Genomic DNA, 18397 nt, shown 5'->3' on the forward strand with positions numbered 1-18397 from the left:
GCACGCTCAGGTGCCGCAGGCATTATTATTGGTTGTCTTGCTTCATTTTGGCTTTCAGTGCCGCCAGCTGCTCGCTGATTTCGTCATCGGCCTTCAGGTCGGCAAACTGCTGATCCAGCGACTTCTGCTTGCCGATGCCGTGGCTCTCGGCTTCCGCCTCCATCTGATCGATACGACGTTCAAACGATTCAAAACGCGCCATCGCTTCATCAAGCTTACCGCTGTCCAGCTGGCGGCGCACGTCGCGGGATGAGCTTGCCGCCTGGTGACGCAGGGTCAGCGCCTGCTGACGCGCGCGGGTTTCGCTCAGCTTGTTCTCCAGCTCGCCAATCTCTTTCTTCATGCGGGTGAGCGTATCGTCCACCAGCGTCACTTCATGCTCCAGCGTCGCGACCATATCCACCAGCTTCTGTTTTTCGATCAGCGCCGCGCGGGCCAGATCCTCTTTATCTTTGCGCAGCGCAAGCTCCGCTTTTTCCTGCCATTCGTTCAGCTGAGCGGTAGCCTGTTCAATACGACGCATAAGCTGTTTTTTCTCCGCCAGCGCGCGGGCTGAGGTAGAACGCACTTCAACCAGCGTGTCTTCCATCTCCTGAATCATCAGCCGTACCAGCTTCTGCGGATCTTCCGCTTTCTCAAGCAGCGAGTTGATGTTGGCGTTCACGATGTCGGCAAAACGAGAAAAAATTCCCATAATCAAATCCTCATAGTTCTGTTATCGGGCGATGCCCTGCTGTACGGATAATACAAACATCATGCCAACTTTTTATCTTATTGATTTCACTGAGCCTGATTGATTTTCAGGCAATGAAGAACTATTCTTGCCTGGTGAATATCGCTAAGGAGTGGTTAATTTCATCATGCCCGGATATAAAGACAATTTACTCGGCGAAGCGAACAGCTTTCTGGAAGTGCTGGAGCAGGTTTCTCGCCTGGCGCCGCTCAATAAGCCGGTGCTGATCATCGGTGAACGCGGGACGGGGAAAGAGCTGATAGCCAACCGTCTGCATTACCTATCCGGACGCTGGGATGGTCCCTTCATTTCCCTTAACTGCGCGGCGCTGAATGAAAACCTTCTCGACACCGAGCTCTTCGGCCATGAGGCGGGCGCGTTTACCGGTGCCCAGAAACGCCATCCCGGACGCTTTGAGCGCGCCGACGGCGGTACGCTGTTCCTTGATGAACTGGCCACCGCGCCCATGCTGGTGCAGGAAAAACTGCTGCGCGTGATTGAATACGGCGAGCTGGAGCGCGTCGGCGGCAGCCAGCCGCTGCAGGTCAACGTGCGCCTGGTCTGTGCGACCAACGCCAACCTGCCGGAAATGGTAGCAGAGGAGAAATTCCGCGCCGATCTGCTCGATCGTCTGGCCTTTGACGTCGTTCAGCTTCCTCCGCTGCGCGAGCGAAAAAGCGACATCATGCTGCTGGCAGACCAGTTCGCGATTCAGATGTGCCGCGAGCTTGGGCTGCCTCTGTTCCCAGGCTTTAGCGATTATGCGCGGGAGACGCTGCTGGCTTACCACTGGCCGGGCAATATCCGTGAACTGAAAAACGTCGTGGAACGTTCCGTCTATCGCCACGGCAGCAGCGAGACGGAGCTGGACAACATCATTATCGATCCTTTTCAGCGCAGCGCATCACCGCTGCCTGCGCCACCGTCTTCAGGCGATGCCCCCACTCTCCCCCTTGATTTGCGCCAGTTCCAGCACGATCAGGAGAAACAGCTGCTGGAGCAAAGCCTGAGGGTCGCGAAATATAACCAGAAACGGGCGGCTGAACTGCTGGGTCTGACCTACCATCAGTTAAGGGCATTGCTCAAAAAGCATCAAATGCGCTGACAATATCAGCACTTACCCGCAGACATTTTTACGAAGCAGGCGTAAGTGCGATACACTTTGCAGATCGAACCTAAAAACCTTAAAAATTATGCGTCTGGTTTTATCGTCCTTTTTTGCACTCGGTCTGTTTAGCAGCCTGGCCTTCGCCGCGCCCGGGCAAACGCCGCAGCCTGATATTCGTGACAGCGGCTTCGTCTATTGCGTAAGCGGCCAGGTGGATACCTTCAACCCGCAAAAAGCGGGCAGCGGCCTCATCGTGGATACTCTGGCCGCGCAGCTTTACGATCGCCTGCTTGACGTTGACCCGTACACCTACCGCCTGGTGCCCGAACTGGCGGAAAGCTGGGAAGTACTGGATAACGGCGCAACCTACCGTTTTCACCTGCGCGATGACGTCGCGTTTCAGCGCACGCCGTGGTTTAGCCCCACGCGCAGGCTAAACGCGGACGACGTGGTCTTTACCTTCCAGCGCATCTTCAACCGCAATCATCCGTGGCATAACGTTAACGGCAGCAACTTCCCCTATTTCGACAGCCTGCAGTTTGCCGATACCGTGAAAAGCGTGCGCAAGCTGGACAACCGGACGGTTGAATTTACGCTGACGCGACCGGATGCCTCCTTCCTCTGGCATCTGGCGACCCACTATGCGTCGGTCATGTCTGCGGAATACGCGGCGAACCTGACGAAAAAAGATCGTCAGGAGCTGCTCGATCGTCAGCCTGTCGGCACCGGGCCGTTCCAGCTGGCCGAGTACCGCGCCGGGCAATATATTCGTCTGCAGCGTCATGAGCATTTCTGGCGCGGTACGCCGCTGATGCCGCAGGTGGTGGTCGATCTCGGTTCAGGCGGAACGGGACGCCTGTCAAAACTGCTCACCGGGGAATGTGACGTGCTCGCCTGGCCTGCCGCCAGCCAGCTCACCATTTTGCGCGACGATCCCCGCCTGCGTCTGACCTTACGCCCCGGCATGAATATCGCCTATCTGGCCTTTAACACCGATAAGCCGCCGTTAAATAACCCTGCCGTTCGTCATGCGCTGGCGCTGGCGATCAACAACCAGCGCCTGATGCAGTCGATTTATTACGGCACGGCGGAAACCGCGGCCTCAATTTTACCGCGGGCCTCGTGGGCCTATGACGGTGAAGCTAAAATTACGGAATACAATCCGGCAAAAGCGCGTGAACAGCTGAAGGCGCTGGGGGCGGAAAACCTGACGCTGCAGCTTTGGGTGCCAACCAGCTCCCAGGCGTGGAACCCGAGCCCGCTCAAGACTGCCGAACTGCTGCAGGCGGACATGGCGCAGGTGGGCGTTAAGGTGATCATCGTACCGGTTGAGGGCCGTTTCCAGGAGGCGCGCCTGATGGACATGAATCATGATTTGACCCTGACAGGCTGGGCGACAGACAGTAACGATCCGGACAGCTTCTTCCGGCCGCTGCTGAGCTGTGCGGCGATAAACTCGCAGACCAACTACGCCCACTGGTGTAATCGGGAGTTTGACGCCGTGCTGCAAAAAGCGCTGGCTTCCCAACAGCTGGCCTCACGTATTGACGCCTATGATGAAGCGCAGAAGATCCTCGCCGAGGAGTTGCCCGTGCTGCCGCTGGCCTCTTCCCTGCGTCTTCAGGCCTATCGTTATGATATTAAAGGCCTGGTGCTGAGCCCGTTCGGCAACGCCTCGTTCGCCGGCGTGTCGCGTGAAAAAGAACAAGAGGTGAAAAAACCATGATTATTTTTACCTTACGTCGGCTCCTTTTACTGCTGGTGACGCTCTTTTTCCTGAACTTTGTCGGCTTCAGCCTGAGCTACTTCACGCCCCACGCGCCGCTCCAGGGGTCGTCGCTATGGGATGCCTGGTTCTTCTGGTTCAACGGGCTGCTGCACTGGGACTTCGGCGTGTCCAGCATTAACGGGCAGCTGATTTCCGACCAGCTGAAAGAGGTTTTTCCGGCCACGATGGAGCTGTGCATTCTGGCGTTCGGCTTTGCCCTGATGGTCGGGATCCCCGTGGGCATGCTGGCCGGGATCTACCGCAACAAATGGCAGGATAAGTTTATTAGCGCCCTCGCCCTGCTTGGCTTCTCCATCCCGGTATTCTGGCTGGCGCTACTGCTGACGCTGTTCTTCTCGCTGACGTTGGGCTGGCTGCCGGTGTCCGGCCGTTTTGACCTGCTCTATACGGTTAAATCGGTGACGGGCTTCGCCATCATCGACGCGTGGCTGTCCGATTCGGTGTGGCGGCATGAAATGATCGCCAGCGCCCTGCGCCATATGGTGCTGCCGGTGCTGACGCTGGCGGTTGCGCCGACGACCGAAGTGATCCGCCTGATGCGCCTGAGCACCATCGAGGTGTTTGACCAGAACTACGTCAAAGCCGCCGCCACGCGCGGACTGTCGCGCCTGACCATACTGCGCCGCAACGTCCTGCACAACGCCCTGCCGCCGGTTATTCCGCGTCTGGGGTTACAGTTTTCCACCATGCTGACGCTGGCCATGATCACCGAAATGGTCTTTAGCTGGCCTGGCCTGGGACGCTGGCTGATTAACGCCATCCGCCAGCAGGACTACGCCGCGATTTCCGCAGGCGTGATGGTGATTGGTTCGCTGGTGATTATTGTTAACGTGTTGTCCGATATTCTGGGTGCCATGGCTAACCCATTGAAGCATAAGGAATGGTATGCCTTACGATAGCGTATACAGTGAAAAGCGCACGCCCGGCGTGCTGCGTACCGTGTGGCGTAAATTCTATGGTGATACCACGGCAATGGTCGGCCTTTACGGCTGCGCCGGCCTGGTGTTGCTGTGCGTCTTTGGCTCGTGGTTTGCGCCGTATGGCATTGACCAGCAGTTCCTTGGCTATCAGCTGCTGCCGCCGTCCTGGTCCCGCTACGGGGAAGTCTCTTTCTTCCTGGGAACGGACGACCTCGGGCGCGACGTGTTGAGCCGGCTGCTGAGCGGCGCGGCCCCAACGGTGGGCGGCGCGTTTGTGGTGACGCTCGCGGCAACGATCTGTGGGCTTGGGCTCGGCATTTTTGCAGGCTCCACGCATGGCCTGCGTTCGGCGGTGCTTAACCACATTCTGGATACGCTGCTGTCGATCCCCTCGCTGCTGCTGGCAATCATTGTGGTTGCCTTTGCCGGTCCGCATCTGTCGCATGCCATGTTTGCCGTCTGGCTGGCTATCCTGCCCCGCATCGTGCGTTCGGTTTACAGCATGGTGCATGACGAGCTGGAAAAAGAGTATGTCGTTGCCGCCCGTCTGGACGGCGCGACGACGTTCAACATTCTGTGGTTTGCCGTGCTGCCGAACATCGCCGCCGGGCTGGTCACGGAGATCACCCGCGCCCTGTCGATGGCGATTCTCGATATTGCTGCGCTCGGCTTCCTCGACCTCGGCGCGCAGCTGCCCTCGCCTGAATGGGGCGCGATGCTCGGCGACGCGCTGGAACTGATTTACGTCGCGCCGTGGACGGTCATGCTGCCGGGTGCGGCCATTATGGTGAGCGTGCTGCTGATCAACCTGCTGGGCGACGGTATTCGCCGTGCAATTAACGCGGGGGTGCAATAATGCCGCTTCTTGATATTCGCAACCTCACGATTGAATTCAAAACCGGCGAAGGCTGGGTTAAGGCCGTCGATCGCATCAGCATTACCCTCGCGGAGGGTGAAATTCGCGGGCTGGTGGGGGAATCCGGCTCGGGGAAAAGCCTGATCGCCAAAGCCATCTGCGGCGTGGCGAAAGATAACTGGCGCGTCACCGCCGACCGCATGCGCTTCGACGATATCGACCTGCTGCGCCTCTCTCCCCGCGAGCGGCGCAAGCTGGTTGGGCATAACGTCTCGATGATTTTCCAGGAGCCGCAGTCCTGTCTCGACCCGTCCGAGCGCGTGGGCAAACAGCTGATGCAGAACATTCCCGGCTGGACCTATAAAGGCCGCTGGTGGCAGCGTTTCGGCTGGCGAAAACGACGCGCCATCGAGCTGTTGCACCGCGTCGGGATTAAAGATCACAAAGATGCGATGCGCAGCTTCCCTTACGAGCTGACCGACGGTGAATGCCAGAAAGTGATGATTGCCATCGCGCTGGCCAATCAGCCGCGTTTGCTGATTGCAGATGAACCGACGAACGCGATGGAGCCCACCACGCAGGCGCAAATTTTCCGCCTGCTGTCGCGTCTCAACCAGAACAACAACACCACCATTTTGCTGATCAGCCATGACCTGCAGATGCTCAGCAAATGGGCGGATAAAATCGACGTGATGTACTGCGGGCAAACGGTCGAAACCGCGCCGAGTGAAGATCTGGTCACCGCGCCGCATCATCCGTATACCCAGGCGCTTATCCGCGCCATTCCGGATTTTGGCAGCGCGATGCCGCATAAAAGCCGCCTGAATACCCTGCCAGGGGCGATTCCGCTGCTGGAGTCTTTGCCGATAGGCTGTCGTCTGGGGCCGCGTTGCCCCTATGCGCAGCGTAAATGTATTGAGACGCCACGCCTGACGGGGGCAAAAAATCATCTTTACGCCTGTCATTTCCCGCTGAACATGGAGAGAGAGTGAAATGGTCGAAACCTTGCTTGAAGTGCGTAACCTGAGTAAGACCTTTCGCTACCGCACGGGGCTGTTTCATCGTCAGACCGTCGACGCGGTGAAACCGCTGAGCTTTACGCTGCGCGAAAAACAGACCCTGGCGATCATCGGCGAGAACGGTTCAGGGAAATCCACCCTGGCGAAAATGCTCGCCGGCATGGTTGAACCGACCGCAGGGGAAGTGTTGATTGACGATCATCCTCTGACGTTTGGCGATTACTCGTTCCGCAGCCAGCGCATCCGCATGATCTTCCAGGATCCATCTACTTCCCTTAACCCACGCCAGCGCATCTCGCAGATCCTCGATTTTCCGCTGCGTCTGAACACCGATCTGGAGCCAGAGGCGCGCCGTAAGCGCGTAGTTAAAACCCTGCGCATGGTTGGACTGCTGCCGGACCACGAAAGCTACTATCCGCATATGCTGGCCCCTGGCCAGAAACAGCGTCTGGGCCTGGCGCGTGCATTGATCTTGCGGCCAAAAGTGATCGTTGCGGATGAAGCGCTTGCCGCGCTGGATATGTCGATGCGCTCGCAGCTGATTAACCTGATGCTGGAACTGCAGGAAAAACAGGGGATTTCGTACATCTACGTGACCCAACATCTGGGCATGATGAAACACATCAGCGATCAGGTGATGGTCATGCACCAAGGCGAAGTGGTCGAGCGCGGCAGCACCGCGGACGTGATGGCCTCCCCGCTTCATGAACTGACAAAACGATTGATTGCAGGCCATTTCGGCGAAGCATTGACCGCCGATGCATGGCGAAAAGATCGGTAAACAAACGTTGCATCGTCCAAAAGGATTAAATAGCCCTTGCGCGCTGTTTAATCCTTTGCTTTTTCATCTCCATCTTCGCTCCATATTTTAAGCAATATCAATCAACAGTTCTTCTCCAGAATATCCGGACATTACGGAGGAGAAGAAATGAACACCACCACGTACGTTCTCAAATATACAGAATACCTCATCAGAAAATGTCATTCATTTTTAATAAGTGACCTGCACTTTCATACCGTGAGGCTTAAGAAAACATCCGGCAAAAACCCTGACGTCAAATCACCTACGACGTTGAGCGAGAAAATATGTCATCGTCTGGTCTACGATCATAATACTCTCTACACGATGCTTGCCGATAAACTCGCCGTTAGGGCATACGTTTCCGCCAGAACAACACGGGTGAAAACGGTGCCATTAATTGGCGTTTATGCCAGGGCGTCGCAGATTGATTTTTCAGTCCTCCCGGATAAATTCGTCCTTAAGTGCAACCATGACAGTGGCAGCACAATAATATGTACCGATAAGGCGCAATTTAATACCAGGGAAGCGTGTAAAAAACTGAGTCTCGCATTAAAGAAAAATTTGTACTACACCACGCGTGAATGGCAGTACAAAAACATTACGCCGAGTATACTTTGCGAGCCGTTTGTCGATCTCTTTGATGATGCAGACAGAAACACAACCCCTGAAATGCTGAGGATCCATTGCTTTCATGGCGTCGCGCACTATGTTGAGGCGGATTTTACGGATGATAACGGCAACGGTTTTATCAACGTTTACGACAGACGCTGGAACTTGCAGCCCTTCCAGATGGAATATCCGAATATGTCAGTCGATCCAGGCGAACCGCCCTTATTCCGACAGGCATTGTTGGCTGCCCAAGAGCTGGCGGAAGGCATTGATTACTGCCGCGTTGACCTGATGCTAAAAAACGATGATATCTATTTCAGTGAAATAACCTTAAGCCCGAAACGCGGTAAGCTGACGATTACGCCGCAGGAATGGGATGCCAGGTTAGGAAAAATGTGGCATTTATCGCCGGCAGGCGCATTTGACCTGCCGCTGAACGTCACGAGTCGGGCCAGGTGAGTTTAAATATCGAGTGGTTTTGCGTCGTTAAGGTATAGGTAACATCGCCACCATGAGCAAGCATGATGGCTTTTACCGCCGACAGGCCCAGGCCACAGCCTTCCGGATTCACATGTCTGGCACCATTGTCGCGCTGAAAGGGCTGAAACAAGCGATCGTGAAATTCTCTGGGGATACCCGGCCCCCCGTCCTGAATAAGGATATAATTGCCTCTGTCAGACACGCCATTTTTCACAATGAGTTTGCGTGAGGTCGAATAGTGTAACGCATTGTCAAATAACACAGTTAAGCACTGATTGATGCGTAACGGATCGAACACGCATTGCTGCTCCCTGAGTTCTGCATTGAGGGTAAATGCCTTACGGTTAAACTCGGGCATGAATGTATCGAGCGCATCCTGTATTGTCCCTTTTAGATCGCTTCTGAGGGGGTATAACGCGTATCCCGCCCCACCATCCGAACTGATAACCCGCAGATCTTCAATCAGACGGGTTAACCCTTCCGTCTGTTTAAGAAGATTGTTAAACAGAACCGGGTCAGGAGTAAAAACACCGTCAACCAACCCCTGAAGCCGTCCGCGTAAGATCGTGACCGGGGTTCTTAATTCATGCGCAATAGCGGCATTCCAGGATTTCCTGTGCATATCCAGCGTCTGTAATTTTTCCGCCATTTCATTGAAATCCGTTACAAGGTGATTGATCTCACCCAGCCGGGAACTGGCGCAGAATGCCCGGGCGTCCAGATCGCCCTGAGAAATCCTTTTCAGGCTGGACGCGACCGCGTTTAGCGGAGTGAGTATCCGCGATGAAAGTTTGACCGTGAAAAAGAGTGCAATAATCATACTGATCGTCGTCGCGGTGCCAATCCATACCCAGTCCCACATCGTCATCTGCTCGTCATCGCTCGCAACAGTGCCGCCCGGAAGGTGATCCAGAATGAAGGAGTAAAATAACCAGGAACCCAGCACGGCGATGGCGATTATCGTAAACGTCAGCAACAGCATGTACGTTAAGATCTGACGACTCAGGACAGACTCTTTGTTCATTTCTTTTCCCCAAGCCGGTAACCCATGCCTCTGATGCTTTCGGGTACACCGTAAAGCCCGGCAAGCTCCAGTTTTTTACGCAACTTACTCATGTGGCTGTCGACCGTTCTGTCGAGCGTATCACCTTCCGGCAGACACGCGTTGAGTAACTCTTCCCGGGAACAAACCTTTCGCGGATATCTCACCAGGTAAGTCAGTAATTTAAATTCGGTCGTCGTTAATACCGGGGAGATCACCTCCGTGCCCACGGTGACCTCCACGTAGAAGTCATCCGGATAGACCGTGATGAATGGCGTTCTGAGCGGCAGGGAACCCGCCTGCTGCAGCACAGGTTTGGTTCTGCGCAGCACCGCCTCAACCCGTGCGACAACTTCAGACGGATTAAAGGGTTTGATCACGTAATCATCCGCGCCCAGCCTCAGCCCCATGAGCTTATCGACATCCTGATCGAGAGCGGAAACCATAATGACGGGGACAGAACTTTCCTGACGAAGCGTGGTAAGTACGCTCCAGCCGTCACATACGGGCAGGTGAATGTCCAGCAATATGAGATCCGGTTTATGGAGGCGATTGAGGGCGATGGCCTGCTCGCCCTGCCTGGCTCTGAGCGTTTTCATTTCCGAACGCTCCAGGTAGCTCATCAGGATTTCGGCGATTTCGTCTTCATCTTCAACAACAAGGATCAGCGTATTTTTGTGCATTTTATCTCCGTGGGTAGAATCCCTTGAGCACGCTATCAGATATCTTTAGCACAATAAGACACAGCCTCTGGGAAAAAGTGCCGTGGACACGAAAATTTCCCCGTTGAATTTATTATCCGGTTATTTCTCCACACAGCCTACACATTCAGTCAATAAAGACTCGACAATGTCCGTTCAAAATTGCTAGTCAGGCATAACCCCATTTCACCGAGAGTGGCTAATAAACACCGTCCCTTAAGACTTTCTGAATTTGGCTGAGATAACGATCATGGAACTTTCTAAATACTTCTCTCCTAAAAAAATCGGCATATATTCTCTGTTTCTTCTGCTGTCGTGGGGATTACTTTATATCTGGCTGGTGCTGATACACGCAATGGATGAGAAAGTCGCGTCGACGCTACCCTCATCCCCCATCGTCTATGGCTGCATCGGATTGTCGATTGTCTCTCTGATAATTCAAAATAAAGCCGGCGCACTGACTGAGTTACTCGTCATTGCCTTCTGGCTGATGGTGATTTTTGTCTATCTTATTATTACGTTCACCGTGCTGTTAAACGCGGTACCCGATATCGAGGATCTGGTCTTTTACTACGAGTGTTATTTAATCATTTTTTTTGGCGGAGCACCGCTTTACCTGATGATGAGGATGTTTTGAACCGTTGCTCCACACGTCCTCCATATACCGCCCATTTCCGCTAAACAGGCGCGCGGTAGACTCTCCACCTCACTATTTTGTACAAATCACTCGCAAGAGTCTGACATATGCCTCATTTTTTTATTGAACGTCCCGTTTTCGCCTGGGTAGTGGCGCTTTTTATCGTTCTGGCGGGAGTTTTGTCTATTCCTCGTTTGCCGGTTGCGCAGTATCCGGCGGTTGCGCCGCCTGGCATCATTATTTCCGTCAGTTATCCAGGGGCCAGCCCGGATATTATGAATACGTCCGTGGTGTCGTTAATAGAACGCGAAATATCTGGGGTCGATAATTTGCTCTATTTTGAATCATCCAGTGACACCACCGGTTCGGCATCGATTACGGTCACGTTTAAGCCAGGCACGGACATCAAGCTGGCGCAGATGGATCTGCAGAATCAGATAAAGATCGTCGAGCCTCGCCTGCCTCAGGCGGTAAGACAAAACGGCATTAACGTCGAGGCCGCTAATTCTGGCTTTTTAATGATGGTGGGGCTGAAGTCCACGACAGGTCAATTTGAGGAAGCCGATTTAAGCGACTATTTTGCCAGAAACGTCAGTGACGAGCTTCGCCGCGTGCCCGGCGTAGGGAAAGTTCAGCTTTTTGGCGGCGAAAAAGCGCTGCGCATCTGGTTGGATCCCATGAAGCTCCACGGCTATGGTCTTTCGGTGAGTGACGTTCTTTCCGCTGTTAGCCAGCAAAATGCCCTTGTTTCGCCCGGCAAAACGGGAGATGAGCCAGCATCTGCAGGACAAGGAGTCACCTATCCCATCACCGTCATGGGACAGCTCTCCTCGGTAGAGGCGTTCAGCAATATCACCCTGAAATCTGACGCATCCGGCGCCCGCCTGAAATTGTCCGACATTGCCCGGATAGAATCTGGTCTGCAAAGCTACGCTTTTGGTATCCGCGAGAATGGCGTCCCCGCAACGGCGGCGGCAATCCAGCTGTCGCCTGGCGCCAATGCCATGAGCACGGCGTCAGGCGTACGCGCGCGCATCGACGAGCTGTCCCAGGTGTTGCCCGAAGGAATGACGTTCACGGTTCCGTTCGATACCGCTCCCTTTGTGAAACTTTCTATCATGAAAGTTATCCAGACATTTGTTGAAGCGATGGTTCTGGTCTTCCTGGTGATGCTGCTGTTTCTGCATAAGATGCGCTGTACGCTTATCCCGGCGATTGTTGCCCCCGTCGCACTGCTTGGCACCTTCACGGTGATGCTATTGAGCGGATACTCCATCAATATTCTGACGATGTTCGGCATGGTGCTCGCGATAGGGATTATCGTTGATGATGCCATTGTGGTCGTCGAAAACGTTGAGCGACTGATGGAGGAAAAAGGCCTGTCCCCCCGCGACGCGACGCGGCAAGCCATGCAGGAAATCACTCCAGCGATTATAGGGATCACGCTGGTGCTAACCGCCGTCTTTATCCCCATGGGGTTTGCGGAAGGATCCGTTGGGATTATCTACCGACAGTTTTGTATTTCAATGGCGGTCTCCATCCTGCTGTCCGCGTTTCTTGCCCTGACGCTGACGCCTGCCCTGTGCGCAACGTTACTCAAGCCGCACAACGCAGGAAAGCGCGGAGGCGGAAGTTTCGCGGTCGGGTTTAACGTGCGCTTCCGCTCGCTCACCGCCCGTTACGAAGCCGGGCTGGGTGCCGTTCTGCAGCGCACCGGGCGCATCCTGCTTCTGTACGTTGCGCTTTGCGCGGCGCTGTTTTTAGGATTGTCTTCGTTACCCTCATCTTTTCTGCCGGATGAAGACCAGGGCTACTTTATGTCCTCAATCCAGCTGCCTTCTGACGCCACGATGCAGCGCACCCTCAATGTGGTTAAGAAATTTGAAGCAGAAGTTGCGGCTCGCCCGGACATTAAAAGCAACATTATGATTCTCGGGTTTAGCTTTACAGGTTCAGGACCGAATTCGGCTATGGCGTTCACTACGCTGAAGGACTGGAAAAATCGTCAGGGCTCGACCGCCCAGAATGAAGCCGACCATATACAGACTAGCATGGCGAACGTCTCTGATGCGGTCACGATGAGCCTGCTCCCGCCGGCCATTTCGGATATGGGCACCTCCTCGGGCTTCACATGGTACGTACAGGACAGAGCGGGACTGGGCTACGAAGCGCTAAAGCGCGCTGCCGACGCGCTGGTTATGCAGGCCAATCAGCGCCCAGAACTGAGTGACGTCTACATAGACGGGTTGCCGGAAGGAACCAGCCTTGCGCTCCAGGTGGACAGAGAAAAGGCGGAAGCATTGGGCGTCTCATTTGATGAAATCAACCAGACGCTTTCCGTTACCCTGGGCTCAAATTACGTCAATGACTATACGAATAACGGCCGCGTTCAACAGGTGATTATTCAGGCCGATGCCCCCTACCGAATGCAGCCTGCGCAGGTACTGAATTTATCAGTGAAAAATCGGATGGGTCAGATGGTACCGGTATCGACGTTTGCCACGCTTTCGTGGAACGTTGCGCCGCAGCAGTTAACCCGTTATCAGGGATATTCCGCTCTTCGCATTACCGGAAATGCGGCGTCGGGAAGCTCCAGCGGCACCGCAATGAAGGTCATGGAGGCGTTGTCCAGCAGCCTGCCTCAGGGCATTGCTGGCGAATGGGCCGGGAGTTCGCTGCAGGAGAGAAAATCTGAATCTCAGCTTCCGGGCCTTATCGTCCTGTCGATACTGGTCGTGTTCATGGTGCTCGCCGCCCTGTATGAGAGCTGGTCGATTCCTTTTGCGGTCATGCTGGTCGTTCCGCTGGGTCTTATCGGTGCGGTGGTGGCCGTATGGGTTGCCGGCATGGCCAATGACGTTTTCTTCAAGGTCGGCCTGATTACGCTTATCGGCCTGTCGGCCAAGAACGCCATTTTGATTGTTGAGTTTGCCCGGCAGCTTCATCACCAGGGTCAACCCCTGCTGGAGGCGACCATTCATGCCGCCAGCCAGCGCCTGCGCCCTATTCTGATGACATCGCTAGCCTTTACCCTGGGGGTTGTTCCGTTGATGCTGGCCAGCGGCGCGAGCGACAGTACGCAGCATGCCATCGGTACTGGCGTATTTGGCGGCATGATTAGCGGCACCCTTCTGGCGATCTTCTTCGTGCCGGTTTTCTTTATCGTCATTGCGCGCTTAACCGACAAGATTAGGAAAGCCTGAATATTCCTGCGGGATCGCGCTTCCTCTCTGGTTGGATGAGGCGAAGCTGATACCGGGTGATATACTGGACGAATGCTGAAATTTTGAGCCCCCGCGGGTCCGCGGCGCATTCTTCAGGGCAGGCGTCTTCAGAGAAGAGCGAGAAATATCGTGACACAAGGGGCTGTGAGTGGGCTATAATTTCGAGCTAATTTCGAATGATTTTGAAATACTGCCTGTAACGCTATGAATTACAAGGCAAAATAAGCAATGAATATAAGGATTAAAGCTATGGGTTTTCTTTCCGGTAAGCGCATTCTGGTGACTGGCGTTGCCAGCAAACTGTCCATCGCATACGGCATCGCGCAGGCAATGCATCGCGAAGGCGCTGAGCTGGCGTTCACCTACCAGAACGACAAGCTGAAAGGCCGTGTTGAAGAGTTTGCCGCGCAGCTGGGTTCCAGCATTGTTCTGGAATGCGACGTTGCACAAGACGAAAGCATCGACGGCATGTTTGCTGAACTGGCAAAAGCATGGCCAAAATTCGACGGTTTCGTTCACTCCATTGGCTTCGCTCCTGGCGACCAGCTGGACGGCGACTACGTGAACGCGGTTACCCGTGATGGCTTCAAAATCGCTCACGACATCAGCTCCTACAGCTTCGTTGCGATGGCGAAATCCTGCCGCGCAATGCTGAACCCGGGCGCTGCCCTGCTGACCCTGTCCTACCTGGGCGCAGAACGTGCTATCCCTAACTACAACGTGATGGGTCTGGCTAAAGCCTCCCTGGAAGCAAACGTACGCTACATGGCGAATGCAATGGGTCCTGAAGGCGTGCGCGTTAACGCCATCTCTGCAGGCCCTATCCGCACCCTGGCGGCTTCCGGTATTAAAGATTTCCGTAAAATGCTGGCACACTGCGAAGCGGTTACCCCGATTCGTCGTACTGTTACCATTGAAGATGTGGGTAACTCTGCAGCTTTCCTGTGCTCTGACCTTTCCGCAGGTATCTCCGGCGAAGTGGTACACGTTGACGGCGGCTTCAACATCGCTGCAATGAACGAGCTGGAAATTAAATAAGCTGTGACTCTCTTCCCTCCCGGGAAGAGAGTATTTTCCTCCGCGTCACCCCTTCGTTATTCCGTTCTGCTATTTGTTATCACCTAACAATATTTTTCCCTTTATCTGCCTTACGCCAGGATATTGATCGCCATTTTGAGATCAAGGAACGCACATGGAACAACGCCGTTTTTCCGGCAAAGGCCACTGGTATCACGAGACCCAGTCAAACCACGCGCAGACGGATGTTCTGCCTCTGGTGCCCGAAGCCGCTAACGTCGACGATCGTTTTTTGCTCGATTTAGCCTTGCCTGAGGAGATTGTCGCTGCCTGTTCTGGCTGGCTTACCCCTGCCAGAGCCTTATGCCACAAGCTGTTTCCGCTCTCGATTCCCGTGAACCGCCTGCACACGCTCAGCGCCTACGATCGGCTCAGTACCGCGCTAACGGTTGCACAGGCCTGCGGCGTTCAGCGGCTCTGTAACCATTACGCCGCCCTCCTCGCACCGCTTCCCGGCCCGGACTCCTCGCGTGAAAGCAACCGGCGTCTGGCGCAAATCACCCAGTATGCCCGCCAGCTCGCCAGCTCGCCTGACGTCATTGATGATAAAGCGCAGAACCAGCTTGATGAGGTTGGCCTGTCCACGTACGACATCGTGGTGATTAACCAGATTATCGGCTTTATCGGTTTTCAGGCGCGCGTCGTTGCGATTTTTCAGGCGCTGCTGGGACACCCTGTTCGCTGGTTGCCAGGCCATCATATTCCGCCGCACACCCTGCCCGCGCGTTACGCCGCGTGGGTACCGCTTTTGCCTGTCGTCGAGTTGCGCTATGCAAGTGCGCATCAGCTTGAGTCGCTGTCCCGCTGGCAGACAGAACCCGCGCTGGAGGCGCTGACGCCGGTCCTTTGCCATGAGCCGTCCCTGCTCGACCTGACCGGGGAAATCCTGATAAACAGCCGCACGGAGATCCCGCTCACGTCCCCTGCGCTTTCGGCGGCGGTCGAACTGCTGACGCGCTCCCCGGACCGTTTCAGCGCCGCCCAGTTCACCCCTCTAACCGATCAAGGGCTCTCTGCCGAACACGCGATTGCCCTGCTCATCCAAAGTGCGTATGACGGCTGGCTCCATCGTCTGAAAGTCGCGTTTGGTAAAGAGGAATAACCATACTCATTACCCAAACATCGCTTGCTGAGACAGTGAGAATCGCGTAAAACTGTCAGCCGCTCAATGGCTACGAAAATAGAACATTATGTTTCAGGACAACCCGCTGCTAGCGCAGCTTAAACAGCAACTGCATTCCCAGACGCCGCGTGCAGAAGGGGTCGTAAAAGCCACGGAAAAGGGCTTTGGCTTCCTTGAAGTTGACGCGCAGAAAAGCTACTTCATTCCGCCACCGCAGATGAAGAAAGTGATGCATGGCGATCGCGTCATGGCCGTCATTCATACCGAGAAGGACCGAGAGTCTGCCGAGCCGGAAGAACTGATCGAACCGTTCCTGACCCGTTTTGTGGGTAAGGTGCAGCGAAAAGACGATCGTCTTTCTATCGTGCCGGATCATCCCCTGCTGAAAGATGCCATTCCCTGCCGCGCCGCCCGTGGCGTTGAGCATGATTTTAAAGAAGGTGACTGGGCCGTAGCAGAAATGCGCCGTCATCCTCTGAAAGGCGATCGCGGTTTTTATGCTGAGCTGACCCAGTTCATCACCTTTGGCGCTGACCATTTCGTGCCATGGTGGGTCACGCTGGCACGCCACAATCTTGAAAAAGAAGCGCCGAACGGCGTGGCAACCGAGATGCAGGACGAAGGTCTGACGCGTCGCGATCTCACCGGGCTGGAGTTTGTCACTATCGACAGCGCCAGCACCGAAGATATGGACGATGCGCTCTACGCTGAAGAGAGCGCCGACGGCAAGCTGCACCTGACCGTCGCGATTGCCGATCCCACCGCCTGGATTGCCGAAGGCAGCAAGCTGGATGACGCGGCGAAAATCCGCGCCTTCACCAACTACCTGCCGGGCTTCAACATTCCGATGCTGCCGCGCGAACTGTCAGACGATCTCTGCTCGCTGCGTCCAAATGAAGTGCGCCCGGTCCTTGCCTGCCGCATGACCATTGCTGCGGATGGCGCGATTGAAGACGATATTGAGTTCTTTGCCGCCACCATCGAGTCGAAAGCCAAACTGGCCTACGATAACGTCTCCGACTGGCTGGAAAACACCGGCAGCTGGAAGCCTGAATCCGACGCCATTGCCGCGCAGATCCGCCTGCTGCATCGCATCTGCCTGAACCGCGGCGAGTGGCGTAAAACCCATGCGCTGGTGTTCAAAGATCGCCCGGATTATCGCTTTGTTCTGGGCGAGAAAGGCGAAGTGCTGGACATCGTGGCCGAACCGCGACGCATTGCTAACCGCATCGTTGAAGAGGCGATGATTTCAGCCAATATCTGTGCCGCGCGCGTGCTGCGCGACAAGCTGGGCTTTGGTATTTACAACGTCCATACCGGGTTCGATCCGGCGAATACCGAAGCGCTGGCGGCCCTGCTGAAAAATCACGATGTGCACGTTGATCCGGAAGAAGTGCTGACCCTGCCGGGCTTCTGCAAGCTTCGCCGCGAACTGGACGCACAGCCGTCAGGTTTCCTGGACAGCCGCATTCGTCGCTTCCAGTCCTTTGCTGAAATCAGCACCGAGCCTGGCCCGCACTTTGGTCTCGGCCTCGACGCTTACGCCACCTGGACATCGCCGATCCGTAAGTATGGCGATATGGTTAACCACCGTCTGCTGAAAGCGATTATCAAAGGTGAAGCCGTTGCCCGTCCTCAGGAGGACACCACGCTGCAGATGGCCGATCGTCGCCGCCTGAACCGCATGGCGGAGCGTGACGTTGGAGACTGGCTGTACGCGCGCTTCCTGCAGGATAAAGCCGGAACCGATACCCGCTTTGCGGCGGAAATCATCGATGTCAGCCGCGGCGGGATGCGCGTCCGCCTGGTCGATAACGGTGCTGTTGCGTTTATTCCTGCACCGTTCCTGCATGCGGTGCGTGACGAAATGGTCTGTAGTCAGGAAAACGGTACCGTGCAGATTAAAGGTGAAACAGTTTACAAAGTCACCGACGTGATTGACGTGACTATCGCCGAAGTTCGCATGGAAACCCGCAGTATTATCGCGCGTCCTGTCGCCTGATAACCGGTTCAATTGTCGGCCGTTTCCCTTCCGGAAGGGCCGACAATTTTTTCTTTTTATCCCCGCCACAAAATCATTATTTTTCCTGACTATTTTCAATCTCCCTTCGCCCAAAACCGCCATACTTATCTACAGTAAAAGAGTGTTGTTATATTCGGTTAAGTGAATTTTTATACGCTCGGTATCCTTTTTAGCCTGACTCGTTTTATTATAAGAAAACAGGGAAAAACAACAGGTTCACTGCGGTTTTACCGCTGTTTCTCAACGGAAAAGTC

15 protein-coding genes are annotated in these 18397 nt (G+C 55.0%); 12 read left to right on the plus strand and 3 right to left on the minus strand.

Annotated features, from left to right (window positions below):
• Positions 1 to 25: 25 nt before the first annotated feature.
• Positions 26 to 694 (minus strand): phage shock protein PspA, encoded by a 669-nt coding sequence (gene pspA, locus FY206_RS13515; protein WP_032640931.1) that lies wholly within the window; start codon positions 692 to 694, stop codon positions 26 to 28.
• A gap of 166 nt (positions 695 to 860) precedes the next feature.
• On the opposite strand from pspA, the gene pspF reads away from it, so the two are divergent.
• From pspF to FY206_RS13550, 7 genes are all read left to right on the plus strand, one after another.
• A complete protein-coding gene (pspF, locus tag FY206_RS13520; protein WP_032640933.1) occupies positions 861 to 1838 on the plus strand; it encodes a phage shock protein operon transcriptional activator in 978 nt (325 codons plus the stop codon).
• Positions 1839 to 1926: 88 nt separating this feature from the next.
• On the plus strand, positions 1927 to 3567 hold the full coding sequence (gene sapA, locus FY206_RS13525) for an ABC transporter substrate-binding protein SapA (RefSeq protein WP_045890074.1): 1641 nt from the start codon (positions 1927 to 1929) through the stop codon (positions 3565 to 3567).
• Positions 3564 to 4529, plus strand: coding sequence for a putrescine export ABC transporter permease SapB (gene sapB, locus FY206_RS13530; RefSeq protein ID WP_032640937.1), 966 nt, complete (start codon positions 3564 to 3566; stop codon positions 4527 to 4529). The genes sapA and sapB overlap by 4 nt, the downstream gene beginning before the upstream one ends.
• Positions 4516 to 5406 (plus strand): putrescine export ABC transporter permease SapC, encoded by an 891-nt coding sequence (sapC, locus tag FY206_RS13535; RefSeq protein ID WP_032640939.1) that lies wholly within the window; start codon positions 4516 to 4518, stop codon positions 5404 to 5406. Before sapB ends, sapC begins: the two co-directional genes overlap by 14 nt.
• Positions 5406 to 6398: a peptide ABC transporter ATP-binding protein SapD gene (sapD, locus tag FY206_RS13540; protein WP_032640940.1), complete on the plus strand. Its 993-nt coding sequence runs from the start codon at positions 5406 to 5408 to the stop codon at positions 6396 to 6398. Before sapC ends, sapD begins: the two co-directional genes overlap by 1 nt.
• Before the next feature lies 1 nt (position 6399).
• Entirely contained in the window at positions 6400 to 7206 is an 807-nt protein-coding gene (gene sapF / locus FY206_RS13545; protein WP_077064034.1) for a putrescine export ABC transporter ATP-binding protein SapF, read from the plus strand.
• Positions 7207 to 7353: 147 nt separating this feature from the next.
• A complete protein-coding gene (locus FY206_RS13550; RefSeq protein WP_080500326.1) occupies positions 7354 to 8295 on the plus strand; it encodes an ATP-grasp fold amidoligase family protein in 942 nt (313 codons plus the stop codon).
• Here FY206_RS13550 and FY206_RS13555 read toward each other — a convergent pair.
• Complete coding sequence (locus FY206_RS13555; protein ID WP_032640946.1) at positions 8276 to 9340, minus strand: ATP-binding protein; 1065 nt, start codon at positions 9338 to 9340, stop codon at positions 8276 to 8278. The two genes, FY206_RS13550 and FY206_RS13555, sit on opposite strands and share 20 nt — an antisense overlap.
• On the minus strand, positions 9337 to 10041 hold the full coding sequence (locus tag FY206_RS13560) for a response regulator (protein ID WP_032640948.1): 705 nt from the start codon (positions 10039 to 10041) through the stop codon (positions 9337 to 9339). Before FY206_RS13560 ends, FY206_RS13555 begins: the two co-directional genes overlap by 4 nt.
• A 268-nt stretch (positions 10042 to 10309) precedes the next feature.
• Here FY206_RS13560 and crrC point away from each other — a divergent pair, with 268 nt between their 5' ends.
• The 5 genes from crrC (at position 10310) to FY206_RS13585 (ending at position 18122) form a co-directional block, all read left to right on the plus strand.
• Positions 10310 to 10696, plus strand: coding sequence for a colistin resistant protein CrrC (gene crrC / locus FY206_RS13565; RefSeq protein ID WP_032640950.1), 387 nt, complete (start codon positions 10310 to 10312; stop codon positions 10694 to 10696).
• Positions 10697 to 10803: 107 nt separating this feature from the next.
• Positions 10804 to 13899 carry a multidrug efflux RND transporter permease subunit gene (locus FY206_RS13570; protein ID WP_032640952.1) on the plus strand — a complete coding sequence of 1032 codons (3096 nt, stop codon included), beginning with the start codon at positions 10804 to 10806 and terminating at the stop codon, positions 13897 to 13899.
• A gap of 270 nt (positions 13900 to 14169) precedes the next feature.
• Positions 14170 to 14958, plus strand: coding sequence for an enoyl-ACP reductase FabI (gene fabI / locus FY206_RS13575; protein WP_003856831.1), 789 nt, complete (start codon positions 14170 to 14172; stop codon positions 14956 to 14958).
• A 154-nt stretch (positions 14959 to 15112) separates the two neighbouring features.
• Positions 15113 to 16099, plus strand: a complete 987-nt coding sequence (locus FY206_RS13580) for a CMD domain-containing protein (RefSeq protein ID WP_032640954.1) — start codon at positions 15113 to 15115, stop codon at positions 16097 to 16099.
• A gap of 88 nt (positions 16100 to 16187) precedes the next feature.
• Positions 16188 to 18122 (plus strand): exoribonuclease II, encoded by a 1935-nt coding sequence (locus FY206_RS13585; protein WP_032640955.1) that lies wholly within the window; start codon positions 16188 to 16190, stop codon positions 18120 to 18122.
• Positions 18123 to 18397: the final 275 nt, after the last annotated feature.

It is taken from the genome of Enterobacter chengduensis, from assembly GCF_001984825.2.
In the GTDB taxonomy this organism is placed as follows: Bacteria; Pseudomonadota; Gammaproteobacteria; order Enterobacterales; family Enterobacteriaceae; genus Enterobacter; species Enterobacter chengduensis.